The sequence below is a fragment of the Nonomuraea sp. MTCD27 genome (genome assembly GCF_041950495.1).
Classification (GTDB): Bacteria; Actinomycetota; Actinomycetes; order Streptosporangiales; family Streptosporangiaceae; genus Nonomuraea.
Window position 1 is genome coordinate 81,385 of record NZ_JBGNUW010000036.1, and the last position, 12,971, is coordinate 94,355.

General features: G+C 68.2%; 11 protein-coding genes and 1 pseudogene. 2 read left to right on the forward strand and 10 right to left on the reverse strand.

Annotated features, from left to right (window positions below; genetic code table 11):
- Positions 1-506 precede the first annotated feature (506 nt).
- The 9 genes from ACBJ59_RS57750 to ACBJ59_RS57790 all read right to left on the reverse strand — a co-directional run bounded on the left by ACBJ59_RS57750 (position 507) and on the right by ACBJ59_RS57790 (position 10,693).
- Positions 507-929, reverse strand: a complete 423-nt coding sequence (locus tag ACBJ59_RS57750) for an SSI family serine proteinase inhibitor (protein WP_375118492.1) — start codon at positions 927-929, stop codon at positions 507-509.
- A gap of 1,094 nt (positions 930-2,023) precedes the next feature.
- On the reverse strand, positions 2,024-3,181 hold the full coding sequence (locus ACBJ59_RS57755) for a hypothetical protein (RefSeq protein WP_375118493.1): 1,158 nt from the start codon (positions 3,179-3,181) through the stop codon (positions 2,024-2,026).
- Positions 3,182-3,197: 16 nt separating this feature from the next.
- Positions 3,198-5,243 (reverse strand): methyltransferase, FxLD system, encoded by a 2,046-nt coding sequence (gene fxlM, locus ACBJ59_RS57760; RefSeq protein WP_375118494.1) that lies wholly within the window; start codon positions 5,241-5,243, stop codon positions 3,198-3,200.
- A gap of 49 nt (positions 5,244-5,292) precedes the next feature.
- Positions 5,293-6,357 carry a lanthionine synthetase LanC family protein gene (locus ACBJ59_RS57765; protein ID WP_375118495.1) on the reverse strand — a complete coding sequence of 355 codons (1,065 nt, stop codon included), beginning with the start codon at positions 6,355-6,357 and terminating at the stop codon, positions 5,293-5,295.
- Positions 6,354-8,255, reverse strand: coding sequence for a lantibiotic dehydratase family protein (locus tag ACBJ59_RS57770; protein WP_375118496.1), 1,902 nt, complete (start codon positions 8,253-8,255; stop codon positions 6,354-6,356). Before ACBJ59_RS57770 ends, ACBJ59_RS57765 begins: the two co-directional genes overlap by 4 nt.
- Before the next feature lie 219 nt (positions 8,256-8,474).
- Positions 8,475-8,663 (reverse strand): FxLD family lanthipeptide, encoded by a 189-nt coding sequence (locus tag ACBJ59_RS57775; RefSeq protein ID WP_375118497.1) that lies wholly within the window; start codon positions 8,661-8,663, stop codon positions 8,475-8,477.
- Positions 8,664-8,898: 235 nt separating this feature from the next.
- Positions 8,899-9,222 (reverse strand): hypothetical protein, encoded by a 324-nt coding sequence (locus ACBJ59_RS57780; protein ID WP_375118498.1) that lies wholly within the window; start codon positions 9,220-9,222, stop codon positions 8,899-8,901.
- A gap of 101 nt (positions 9,223-9,323) precedes the next feature.
- Positions 9,324-9,644, reverse strand: a complete 321-nt coding sequence (locus ACBJ59_RS57785) for a hypothetical protein (protein WP_375118499.1) — start codon at positions 9,642-9,644, stop codon at positions 9,324-9,326.
- 182 nt (positions 9,645-9,826) lie between these two features.
- The gene (locus ACBJ59_RS57790; protein WP_375118500.1) at positions 9,827-10,693 is read right to left on the reverse strand and encodes a TauD/TfdA family dioxygenase; all 867 of its coding nucleotides are present in this window, start codon (positions 10,691-10,693) and stop codon (positions 9,827-9,829) included.
- Between the two features lie 125 nt (positions 10,694-10,818).
- On the opposite strand from ACBJ59_RS57790, the gene ACBJ59_RS57795 reads away from it, so the two are divergent.
- A complete protein-coding gene (locus ACBJ59_RS57795; RefSeq protein ID WP_375118501.1) occupies positions 10,819-11,199 on the forward strand; it encodes an NUDIX domain-containing protein in 381 nt (126 codons plus the stop codon).
- A 182-nt stretch (positions 11,200-11,381) separates the two neighbouring features.
- A complete protein-coding gene (locus ACBJ59_RS57800; RefSeq protein WP_375118502.1) occupies positions 11,382-12,446 on the forward strand; it encodes a helix-turn-helix domain-containing protein in 1,065 nt (354 codons plus the stop codon).
- A gap of 247 nt (positions 12,447-12,693) precedes the next feature.
- On the opposite strand, the pseudogene ACBJ59_RS57805 reads toward ACBJ59_RS57800, so the two are convergent.
- A pseudogene (locus ACBJ59_RS57805) lies at positions 12,694-12,825 on the reverse strand (IS5/IS1182 family transposase); the annotation flags it as partial.
- Positions 12,826-12,971: the final 146 nt, after the last annotated feature.

Sequence of the window (12,971 nt, forward strand, 5' to 3'; positions counted from 1 at the left end):
CACACCCTTCGCACCAAGCCACGGAAAGAGAATGCACATCACAAAGACTTGAAATGTCCCGCACCCCGTGCTCGCGGTCTGCTTCCAGCACCCCGCTCTCACGGCCAACGACAGTGCCATAGGGGCCGACGAGCTTCGCCCACGAGCAGGGCGATCAAGCCGGTACCGGTGCTCAAGTCCAGGACCCGCTACGCGCCCTTGATGCCAGAGGACGAAACACCCAGCGAGCACGTCGTAGAAGGCGGTTGGTAGCCGGGCAGGTATTCACGTCGCACGCGGCGGTGGAGGCCAACGCCTCGTCGAGCGTGCCCGGGCATGACTCCACATCGTTGCGGAACAATGCCGCTAGCGTCGTGCAGGCTGCGACTCCTCGGCAACCCGGGAGCCGGGGTTCGTCGAGTACACCGAGCCAGCGATGGCCGCACTGCGACCACTGCCTAATGAGCGGATTTGCCAGCCCCCTGCCCAATCGGGCCAGCACATGTCGGCGGAGCCCGTGGACCCCGTCAAAAGCGGTAGACCGGGCCCGTCGTAGCGTAAAGCCCACAGGCATTGGTAAAGGTCTTCTGCCAGCCGATCGCCCGGTTGCGCCACACGCCGTCCATCGTCGCCGTGACCGGATCGTGCTCATCGTCGCACCGGCGGCGTGGATTGCCAGGAAGACGGTCGAAGTCTCCGTCAACGGCATCGATGGCCGCGCATGCAGCCTCACCGTACGGGTGCCCCTTCGTCAGACCCGGACACTGCATGAAAACCGCCTTCAGAGCGGTGCCTCCATGAGCCGTGATGGAGAGGAAGACCGCGTTCGGCCGAGCAGCACCGTAGGCCGGGATCGCAGCGAGAACGAGGCCAGCACAAAGACCGGCGCTGACGATCAGCAGGGGCACGCGCATCGGCACTCCAAGCACTCGGTTACCTAAAGTGTTCATAACACTACTGTAAGTTCAAGTTGTGCGTCTGGTATCCGATGAGTAAGCCTCATGGGACAAGCCACGCCCCTCGTCCCGGCACCGCTTCCATGCAGCGGAAACGCACATCCCCGCCCCCGCACCGATCTGATCTGACGCGAGCAGGCCGTCTGCACAGGGAGAAGACCTGCCTCGACCTCGGCAGGCTCAGGATGCCGCCCTCCATGGGGAGCGTGGTCATCCGGTGAACCACGTGGAATGCCAACGTCATGAATCGTCAAGGCAAGATCAAACCCGCAGAGCACCCGGAGAGCCGCAGTTACGCTACGCACCGTAACGATCAAGAGCATCCGGGAGCAGAGAATGCCCGACAAGGGTGAACGACCGCGTGGACGAGTGCGCACCAGGACTCTGCTGCTGGCGGGCGGAGCCGCCGCCGTAGCCGCCGCGATAGCGGTGGGCAGCGCTGAGACAGCCGGCCCCAACGGCCAGCAGGACTCTTCGCCTCAAGCCCCCGTGGACACCCTGCGAGACGCCACCGGCCATGATGTCGCTACGTCTTCGCTGCCGTGGCACAAGTCGAGCCTCTCATCCGCCTCCCCGGCACCAGTGGGAGTGGCCCTCCCCCACGAAAAGACCGCAGAACGAGACCACGGCAGGGGCGGTGCCAGGCACGTGGACGCGGCCAGAAGCCGGGCCCCCAGAGATGAGCCGCACGGTCGCCACGAACTCCTACGTCCACGACCATCGGCCAATCCCACAGCAGAGCGCCACTCTCGCCGGTCGAATTCTCGATCAAAGCGCGCACCACACGATCCACGCCCGGCTTGGCCGGACATCACCGGACTCGGCCGAAGCCCGTCGCTTATCGACATGAAGTGCGACGAATTGTTCCCTGCCCACAAACGCGAGTTTCGGGTACGCAACATCGCCTGCCATCGGCTCTTCAGCTGACCCACCGCAGCGCCAGAGCCGGTCAAAGAACGTCAGCATCTTCTCCGGCTGCCCCCAGATCACTGGCCTGTTGGGTCGGCTCGCTGAAGCGGGCGAATAGCCATGCGACCCAGGTCCAGCGCGGCGTAGCTCCTGTTGGGGGCGAGCCGTAGTAGCCGCCGTCAGGGCTGGGAGGGAGGTCCATCGCGTGTTCCTGGGCCCCGTGAGGGGCCATGCTGGCTGAGCAGCGTCCGCAGCCGGTCTTCGGCGTGACCCACGGCCGCGGCCAGAGCGTGCTCGTAGATCTGAGGAAGACGCCCGACTCCAAGCCCTGCAGCGGTGATCACGGCGTCGAGGCTCTGCTGCTGCTGGTCCGTCATGTGGCAGCGCATCCCCTGATGGCCGAGGACGTCGCGGGCGGCGTAGGCGTCGGTGGAGGCCACCTCGACAAGCGCTACGCCCAGACGGGAGGCCGATGACGGAGATGGGCCGGCGGTCAGGTCGAGCGCGGCCAGACCGAGTCGGGCCCGGAAAGCCGCCGTCATCGGTTCATGTTGAGTGATCAAAGGCAGCACCTCCTGGACGACACGGTCCAGTTCCTCCGGCGGGGTGGTGGTACCGGGCGGGCGGCAGGCGATGCGCAACAGCGCCGCGACGGTGTGCTCCCACGGTTCCGCAGGGACGGTGGCGTCGATCACGGCAGCGGCCTCGTCGGGGAGTCCCTGTTCCATCAGCGCCATGATCTTGAGTTGGCGGCCATCGAGCAGCCGTTCGCCAATGCCGCGGTGGGCGGCCATGGCGTCGGCGGCCTCGCTCCAGCGGCCTTGCTGGGCCAGGGCTCGGGCCCCGTCGATGAGCAGGGCGATCCACAACTCCGTGCAGACCGCACGGTGATCGTCGCGGCTGTGGATCAAAGGCATCAGGTCGACGTCGTGGCCGTGGATCACAGTGGCCCGGCGCTGCTGGGCGGCGCGATAGAGCTGGTCGAGCACCTCGTAGGCGGCTTTGCCGTCGCCCTCGCGGATCAGCAACCGGGCAATATTGATCAGCGGCATCAACGACATGACCGCGACCTCCTGCTCAAGACTCCCGCTCTCAGCGAAGACTTTCTGCTGTCTCCAGCACAGATCTGCGGCCAGCTCGGGCAGTCCGGCGTCGGAGGCGATGAGCGCGGAGATGTTGAGAACCCCGCAGGCGCGGGCCACCAGGTCTCGGTGGTCGGCGCCTGCGGGTTCGATGGTCAGCGCGGTGAGATCGGCGATGCGCGCCGCCAGGGGCTTGCCGGGCGGTTTGGTACGGCAGACCAGCGGGATGCGGGCGGCGATCGCCGGGTTGATCACGACGCTTGGGTCCCTTCTACGGCCAGTCCACGACGAGCCGGCTCGCGGGCTTGTCGATGATGAAGCGCGGGTCGGCCGCCTTGAGCTGGTCACGGCTGGCGCCGGTGGCCATGCGGAAGCCGGGGGCGGGAGCGTGGTTGCCGTAGTCGCGGTCCCATTCCTCGATCGCGGTGGCGACCTGCTCGGCGAGGACGGCGGCGCGTGGGCCGTGGCCGATGACGCCGATGGCCCAGAAGCGCCCCCCGGTGTCGTCTCCTTCGCGGATGGTCAGGTAGGCCAGGGTGTCGCCGTCGAGCGCGGCCATCGAACCCCACGCGAAGTGAGGGGTGAACCCGGCCCGCTGGCCGGGCATCCGGGACAGCCCGTTCGGCAGGACGCAGGCCAGCCACAGATACAGCCACTGCCACGGGTCGCCTTGCCGGAACTTCACCCCGGTATAGACGGGGCGGGCGGGGGTGTCCAGGATCGTCCGCATCGCCTCGCGATCGACGAGTTGCTCGCTGAAGGTCTCCAGGTGGACATCGCCTTCCCCGGCTATCTGGACGCGCGTGTAGATGTCGTCGCAGATGCCCTTGCGCAGCGGCACGAAGGTCGCCATTTCGCAGGAGACCGTCTTCCAGGTGTCGCCGTCGCGTTCGAAGGCGAAGGATCGGGAGATGCTGCCGCGGATGCGCATCGGGATGACCAGGCGGCCGTGTGGGGTGAGCTGGTCGAGCACCGTGGTGGGGATGTCGCCGGCGCCCACGGTGAACTGGATGCGGTCGAAGGGGGCGTGCTCCGGCAGCCCGGCCGCGCCGTCGCCAAGCACGGCGGTCACGTTGCCGGCCCGGGCGGCTTGCAAGTGGGTGCGGGCGGTGTCGACGAGGTCTTGATCGACGTCGATCGTCCACACGCGGCCGGTGGGGGCGGCCAGGTGGCCGAGGAGGGCGGCGTTGTAGCCGGTGGCTGCCCCGGCCTCCAGGATGTTGTGGCCGGGGCGGGCGCCTACCTGCTCCAGTTGGGTGGCGACGATGGACGGCGCGGAGATGCAGGAGATCATCTCGCCGCCGGTGTCGTGCTTGATCGGCACGGCGTCGTCGACGTAGGCAGCCTCCACGTCAGCGTCGGGGATGAACGTGTGGCGCTCGACCGTACGGAAGGCGTCGATGACCTCGGGGGTGCGCAGGTGGCCAGTGCCGATGTACTTGGCCACCATGGCCTCGCGCAGCTTGGTGGGGTCGACGGTGGTACTGATGGCGGTCTCCATCCTGGTGAAGGTAGGGGGTACTGGTGAGGACCGGCTGGTAGACACGGCCGTCGGTTCGGTATCTCCGAAGGCGGCTTGCCAGCCCAGCCAGGCCGCCGCGGCCTGCTCGGCCACGGGCGTGTTGTTCCGGTTGAACGCGAAGATTGCGTGGTGGGCGAAGATGGCGCGCAGACCGCGCTTCAGGTGCCCGCCTTTTGCGAGCTGGGCGAGGTGGCGGCCGGCGTCCTCGAACGCGGCGACGCGCTCGACCCAGCCCGGTTCGGGGTGGGGCCGCTTGGCGGCGTCGGCGTTCATGAGGCGCCGCATCGTGGTGATCGCCGCCGCGCGGCGGGTCTCGGCGGGCGGGTCGATCGGCGGCCGGAGGTCGCCGATCTTCGCCCACACATCACCGACCTCGAACGGGTCGAGCCCGGCTGCCCGGTACATCGAGGACAGCAGCAGGATGCACCGCTCTTTGCTGTCGGGGCTGCCGGTCTCGGCCAGCGCGGCGGGGCTGTCGGCGCAGAACACCGCGTGGGCGATGGCCATGCCCTGCGGGCCGCCGAACGCGTCGGCCTCAGCCTCGTAGATGCCGCTGACCCACCCGGCCACTACCTCCTCGGCAACAAGCTGGTCGAGCAGGGCGTCCACGGGACGGTCAGTGCGCAGCCGCAGCCCGGCCTCCTTGCGCAGGAAGTGAAAGCGCCGTCCGGTCAGCGCGGCCGACAGCGTGGCCGCCGCCTCGGGGCTCACTCCGGCATCGCCGGGGAAGCGAATCGTGGCCTGCCACCACTCCGGCTCGACCGGTGGGGCGAGATTGTCCTCGTAGCTGTCCATGTCGTCGTTGTTGCTCCTGCTCGATAGGGTTCGGCGTGTGCGGCGGGGGTCAGTGGATCAGCAGGGCGCTGGTCCAGCCGGTGGTGTTGGAGCCGTCCAAGGCCAGTTGCGCCCCGGCGCGCCCTTCCAGAAACCCCGGCTTTGGCAGTTCGTCAATTCCTGCAGCCAGGCGCCTGCGGGCGTGCTGGATACTCGTGGTAAACCGGCCGGTGGCGGCGCTGTCGGCGGCCAGGGCGGTGGTGACGGTCAGGATTCCGGCCCAGCCATGGCAGAGGGAGGCATCGCTCACCCGGTCCAGACGGTCTGCGTCGGCAAGAGCCGCCAGAGCGATGGCCTCGGCCTTCTGCCCACGAGCAGGGTCGCCATGCGCGAGCGCGGCCAGCTGCAGAGCGCGGGCAATCCCCAGATCCCCGTAGCACCAGGACGGGCGCAAGGGCGGCACCTGCAAGGGCTCGTCGGCGGTGAGCTGGTCGAGGGTGATCCAGTAGGAGCTGCCGAACTGCTCCAGCCAGGTCGCGAACGTGGTGATGGCGCTGCTCTGGCCGTCGACGCGGACGCCGCGGCGGGCGGCCAGGGACAGCAGCGCCAACGGCCCGGCGATGCCATGCGCCATGCCGTTGTTGCCGTGGCCACCGGGGATGTCCACCTCGTGTGTGGGGCTGTCCGGCGACCACCACCCGGGCAGCGTCCGGCCCTCGGCCTCGACCGGGCACGCCAACGACACCAGATGGCTCAGGACGTCGTCGAGCTGCGGCGAGGGGTCTCGACGGGCCAGGAGGAGTGCCCCTAGTCCGGTCAGTCCGCGGATGAGGTCGAATTCCGCGAGCGTCGGCAAGTGGCGGGCCAGCCTTCGCTGGCGGGCGGCGGCCAGGCGGGCGGTCACGAGCCGGTCGACGCCTGCCTGAACTTCGCGGTCGATGCGGCCGGCACGGCCGAGAACGAATTCCAGGGCCGGGGCTCCGTAAAAGAGGCTGGCGTTGGAGCCGGTGCTGACCCCATCGGCGACCGCCTCCTGCAGCAGGGGGCGCGCGGCGGCCAGGTCGGCGCGCTCGATGTGCAGCAGCGCCGCCCCGAGCGCGCCCTCGGCCAGGGCTTGCGGTGCGAGGGCGCTCATCGGCTCGACTCCAGGGAGACGACAATGCTGTGCGCCCGCCCGCCGATCCACCCATCGGCATCCGGCGGCGGCGCCTCGAACAACACCGCGACTGGCGCGGCGCCCAGGTGCGCACGCAGCAGGTCCACGTCCATCTCCCGCGTGAGGTCCAGCGGCAGATGCTGGTCATCGACGGCCAGAAGCACCCGCTCAGGCACCCCGGCACGGCAGCGCCAGGCGTACAGGCGCTCGGCCCACTGCTCCAGATGCGCCGTACGGCCGGGCAGCGTCCGGGCGTAGAGCTGCCAGCGGGCGGCGACCAGGACGGTGCGCCGGTAGTGCAGGGCCGGGGTGAACGGCAACGTCCACGCGGCGCCCCAGTCGAACCACGTCACCTGCGCTGTGGCGGCGCGGCTGATCTCGGCCAGGAACCGGACCAGCAGCGGGGTGTAGTTGTTCCAGAGGAAGTTGATCGCCGTGGGCGCCAGCAGCTCAAGGCGTTCCCCGGTGGCGGCCACCGCCAGATACAGGTGGCCGTCACGGGCGCCGACGACCAGATCGCGCGGATGCAGCACGTCCTGTTGCCCGCTGTCTCGGTACTCGCCGACACTGACCAGCTTCGGCACGACGTGTGGTGCCCGCGTGAGCAAGTCGGCCTCGGCCCGCGTGGGGTGGAACGACAACTGCGCCGGCACCGCGCCGGGCGCGACGGTGGGCAGGGCGGCATACCCAGCGGCCAGGTCCGGCAGCAGATGCCAGAACCGTCCCGTCATGGCGCCGGCCGCGCGAGAGACGGTATGGACCCGGAGCCGGAAGTCGCCCGCGTCCAGAGCGGAAATCGAGCGGGCCTGAACCTGGGCGCACACCTCGAAGTGCGGCGCGGGCGCGAGGGTGGTGAACGGTTCAGCCGCAGCGGCTTCCAGGTCCTCGACCGTCGCCTCGGACAAGATCACCGCCCGGTTGCCTTCGACGGCGGCCGTCCCGGCGAGCTCCAGCAGCAGCCGGTCCCGGCGCGACATCGCTCTCGGCGGCTCCGACAACAGGCCGAACCCGTCCGGCAGCCCCAATCCGCTGCCCGGGTCGGTGAGCTGCTCCACCGGCACCTCCGCCCCCTCACCGAAGCGGTTGACGAAGCGTTCGGCGTAGCGCCGCCAGGCCGGCGTACCGGCGGGATGGGTCGCGAGCCGGGCCAGCACGGTCGCCGCGGTCTCCACCTCGACCGCCACCGTTTCCGGCAGCCGCACCTCGGCGTCCAACCGCACATCCACCGCTGTGCGTTCGCACGTGGCAAGGAGCGCGGGCGGTAGGACGGCGGCCGGGTCGGTGACGGTGGCGGCGGCACGCAGCCGCGAACGCAGCAGACGCGTGCACAGCAGCTCAGCGACCAGCTCGGCCCGGCGGCAGGGCTCGACGTGCGGGAACTCGGCGGCGAGCTTTCCCAGCAGGGCCGCATGCGGAATCGGCGAGCCGGCCGCCTGCAGCACCAGCTCCACCGCCGCCGTCGATGCCAAGGAGAACTCGTCCGCGCCCTCGGCCGGAACATGGACGCGGCCGTCGCGCACGCGGGCGAGGTTGTTGACGCACACCTCAACGTCGGCCATCCGTTCCCGTTCTCCGCCGGTCTCCCACGCGGTGATCGCCGCGTCCAGGGCTGCGGGGTCGGGCCGGGTGACGGCCTCGTGCCCATCTCCAACGTGCACGAGGGACCTGTCGCCGAACTCGACCAGGGCGACACCAGCGAACAAGCCGAACGGTGTGGAGCGGTGCGCGTAACGCAGGGCGTATCGCGCGACGGCAAGCGCAGCGCGCCGGGCCCGGCGAGGGTTGTCCACCTGCCCGTCGAGCACGGCCCGGACCTGGCGGGCCAGGTCCGGGCTGGCATGGGTGACCGCCTGCCGGAAGGGCTCATCCGCCCACACTGGGGACAGCCACGACCGCCACTGCTCGATCGAGCAGCCAGCTTTCGGCCAGTCCGGAAGCGTAGGAGGAGACAGATGCACTGTGGCGCGCAGCATCCCGGCGCCGGTGCGCCGATACCGTCTGATCCGCGTCCGTGTCATCGTGTTCACTCCGTTCCTGTTCACCATCCGGGAAGGGCGCAAGGCCCGGTCCGGTCGAGAGGGACCGGGCCGATGGGGTTATGACGTGGTGCAGGCGCTCGGGCAGGAGCTTCCGCACGTGTCGCCGGTGCCGCACCTCAGCGATGTGTTGGCCGCGGGAGTGTTCTCCGCGAGCTTGATGTCGAGGTTGAACGGGTCGAACGCTGTTTCCGCGCTGGTGGCCTCGTTCACCTGTTCGGTGTCCTGCTCGATGGTTGAAGTGCTCATGGCTTCTGCTCCTATCCGGGTTGGTGTTCCTGAAGGGAGGGGGTTCACGTTGGCGGCGGGACCTTGGTCCCACAAGCTGCCGCCGCTGCGTGACGTCACCGTCGGCACAGCCGTGCCCACCGCGAAGAAGGAGTGACGCGTGCGCGGGAGTTGTCGGTGGTCACGGACGGGTCCTCTCTTCGTGGTTGTGATGGGCAACTGGTCGATGGTGGATGTTGGCGGGCTGCCTCGCGGTTCAGCCGTGCTGTCCTCTTCGCGGGAGGAAGGTGTCGGGCTCCGGTGTTTCTCCGCGGCGTATGTGCTCGGCGTTGTGCGTCTCGGCGAGAGCGATGTAGACGTCGAGGGCGTAGCGGTAACGGCCGCGCCCGGTCTCCTGGTAGCCGTCTCCCGTAGAACGCAACACGAAGAAGCTCCCACCCTCGCGACCCCACTCGTACCGGCCGCAGCAGGAGGTGTGCGACACCCGGAGTGTGCCACCGGACGGCCTGTACGGCGCCCACTCGAACGCGGGCCCCTGCTCGTGGCCCATCGTCTGCGGTTCTTGCGCCCTGGCCATCATCTGTTCTCTCCGCTTGAGGTGCGTTCTGGTCAGCCGCTCTGGGACGTGAAGAGCTGCTGCGTAACCTGCCGCTAGGCGTCGTGGTCTCACACTGGTCCTGATCACCGGCTGGCGTCTTCGACGGGAAACACAGGCGGCATGCCGGGCGCATCGACGGCCGAGGATGGCCTGGCCATGAGAGGCGGAAGGGAACCTGCCTGCCAGTCCGGCGGTGCAACACGACTCATGAGCTGCCACAACTCGGCCGGCGTGGCCGCCCGCAAGATGATGCCGTGATCGCATTCGCCCATATAGATGGCCACGAAGCGGCGCCAGTAGAGCGAGTACATCAGCAGGAACAGCCCACAAGCCCGTTGCTGGAGGTCCATGACCTGCCTTTCGGCCACCGCATCAGCGGCCGTATCGGCCTGCCCCTCCGGCAACACCTCCTCCCCCACAAGCGTGGGCCGCTGATGGCGCCGTCCGAGGCTCTTCGCGGTAGAGCCGCCATCCGTGCCTAGGGTGCGGCGGCGAGCAGACGGTGAGCCGCCGCATGCCCGCCAGACGGCGGACGCCACTCGGAGAAGGCGCTGCGTACCCGCCCAGCGGGCTGCCACTGAGATCGTCATGGACGGTCCCACCCGTCAGAGGACGCTCCCACCACGGCAAGAGCTCCCGGAACGAATCCAGAGGGCAGCACACAGCTCGTCACGGGATCGCCTAGGACGCGGTACATCAGACGAGATCCTCGAAACTCGCGGCGCCCATGCAACATGCGCCAGTTGTCCAGCAGATAGCCCTGTCCGGGTCGCAGCGGGAGTTCGCGCACGTACCTGCTGATCGTGGCGCGTAGCACCGGAACGGCTTCGTGAACGGGCTCGGTAAAGTGCTCCAGACCGTCAAGACGGAACCGAACCGTCATACGGCCATCCGGCGTCGGCTCGAACACCGACCCCCAGTAGCCCGGATCACCAAATCGGACCGTTCCAGGCCGTTTCAACGACTGCAGGAGACCAGATGCACGAGCGGCCAGGTCGGCATAGACGGCGGCCCCGTCCACCACGGAGGACTCGCCCCCGCAATCGGCAGGTTGGACGCACACCAGCATCACCAGCCTGGGCGGCCGGGCCAGCGCGGAAGAGTCCGTGTGAGGATCCAACTCCCTGCACCCGAATCCGGCATAGCCGAGACGATCCGCCACAGAACCCCGATCGGCGATCATCGTCACACCGTCCGCCCCAGCGTCCCGGTGCTCCCTCGTGGTCAGCAGCCCCGAGGCGAGATTGACCACCGACCGCCGGTCGTGAACCCCGTCGAACGTGACCAGGCCATCGCGCGCCAACATCTCGACGGCTCGTACCAGCCCATCGCTGCTCGTCAAGCTCACGTAGTGGCTGGCGAAAGCCTCGTGGTCCACCGTCATCACCTCCGATAGCTGCCCGGACAGGGGAGTCGCGGCTTCAGCGTCCGGTAGACCCTGCGGATTGGACAAGTGACAGATTGTCAACCTCCGGAACCCCGGCCAGCAGCGATTGACCGTGTTAGGTTCCAGGCACAGCCATCAACCCAGAGAGGCCGCTGCTGATGACTTACCGCCCCCACACCTTTCCTGTGTCGGTGAAGGGCGTGATCGTCCGCGATGGCAAGGTGCTACTGCTGCGCAACGAACGCGACGAATGGGAACTGCCCGGCGGCAAACTCGAGCTCGGCGAAGACCCGCCGGCCCGCCTTGAGCGCGAGATCAGCGAGGAAACCGGCTGGGATGCGCAGATCGGGCCGATCTTGGACTCCTGGCAGTACCACATCCGCGACGGCGTCGACGTGCTGATCGTGACGTACGGCGCCACCGTGACCACCGACAAGCCACCCGTGGTCAGCCACGAACACAAACAGGTCGGCCTGTTCGCCGAGCATGAGGTGGAGAACCTGCGGATGCCGCAAGGCTACAAGCGGTCGATCGCCGACTGGTTCTCCAGGCTGCGTGATCCAGTGAGGTAGAGCCCATGCTGTGCGCCGCGTGCGCGACCACCGTCGATGACGGATGGAACGCCTCTCACCTATGCCCGGCATGTCACGCCATCAGCGGCGCCCCACTGCCCAGCTGCAACTCCGCCGGCTCACCGATCTGGCTGTGGACATCTCCGTCCGCAAGCCCAGCGCTCGCCTCCGGCAACCTGGCAGTGATCATCAAGGCGTACCGACGCACCGCCCGGATCACCCAGTCCGCCCTGGCCACGGCGCTGGGCTACGACACGACCTACATCTCGATGCTCGAGAACGGGCGGCGAGCCATCACGGACGTGCCCACCCTTCGGCGGGTGGCCCAACACATGGGACTGCCCCCACACGTTCTCGGCGTGACCGACCCTGCGGACGCCGACTTCATCTCCATGATCAAGTTCGGTGAATCCACCATCCGCCTGGCCTCCATCGCTCGCGAGTCAGGACACAGCGCCGAGGCCATCAACGAACTGTGGCCCCTCGTCTGGCGTCTCGAAGCACGACTCGCCGACGGACACGCCGACCGTGCCGCCGCGCAACTCCTCGGACAAGCCCGCGCCATGCTGGGTGTCGCCCTCGGCGACGTCCTTCCCGAGGAAAGCCTCGCCTCCGCCGCGCGCTGGACCGGCCGCGCCCTCCTCATCGCCCACCGCCTCGACGACGTAGCCCTCCTCACCCGCGCTCTACGCGTCCACGGCAACGAACTACGCAAGATCGGAAAGAAGCCGGCAGCCGCTGCTCGCCTCCAACGAGCCTCCGACATCGCTCCAGCCTCCGAACGCGGCGCAGTCCTCATTCCCCTGGCTCGTACGCTCGCGGAGCTCGGCAACGCCGAGTACTTCGACACCACGGTCACCGACCTGCAACGCTTCGTGGACTCCCACCACGGCACGCCACTGGTCAATCCCTTCGTGGTGCGAGAGGTCCACCTCCGGGGCTTGCTCGCCACAGGCCGCCTACAGGCAGCAACGCGTCTCGCAGAAGCGGACACGCCAGATGCGGCCGGTGTCGCACCGCAATGGCAGACGATTGAACGCGTCACCGTCGCCGAAGTCTTCCGTGCCACGGGCGACAAGGCCGCAGCCTCCCACGCACTCCTGCAGTCGATCGCGACCGCGGAGAGCACACGGCTTCCTCATCAGATCCAACGCGCCATGCGAGCCGCACGAGGAACCCTGCCAGAAGTCGAGCAGGCCGGCGCAGCTGCCCTCCAACGCCTGTGCCTCACGTTGCCAGCGGCCTGATCACTCGCGCCTGGCATCCCCGAGCGGCAGTGCCGGGATGTTAGAGCTTTGGGCGGCTGAGATAGGTTGGCCCGGTCCGCGACCTGCTGCGTGGTCAACCAGTCCACTGCTGTCTCCGGGCCCGAACCTCCCGTTCGAAGAACGAAACGAAGGTCTGGTCCAGGAGTCAGTGAGGTCTGGGAGTGTGGGCTGTCGACGGACGTCTTGCAGTCGATGATCTACCAAGGGCTAGGAGCTGTTTCTCGGATCAGGAGCGGAGCCAGATGATCAAGGTGGCCAGGGTGACGGTGCCTAAGAAGATGTAGGCGCGCTTGTCGTAGCGGGTGGCCACGGCTCGGAAGTTCTTCAGCCGGTTGATCGCCCGTTCAAGCAGCTTTCTACAGTGCACCTATATAGCTGTTAGGGCCTGGAGCTGCGATGATTGGCATCGAAGGTCTGCTGGAGTTGGCGGCAGTCGTCCAGCGGCTCAAGGAGCAGAGCGCCCCGCGGGAAGGGGGTGCGGCATCACCGTCAGTCGGCGATCGG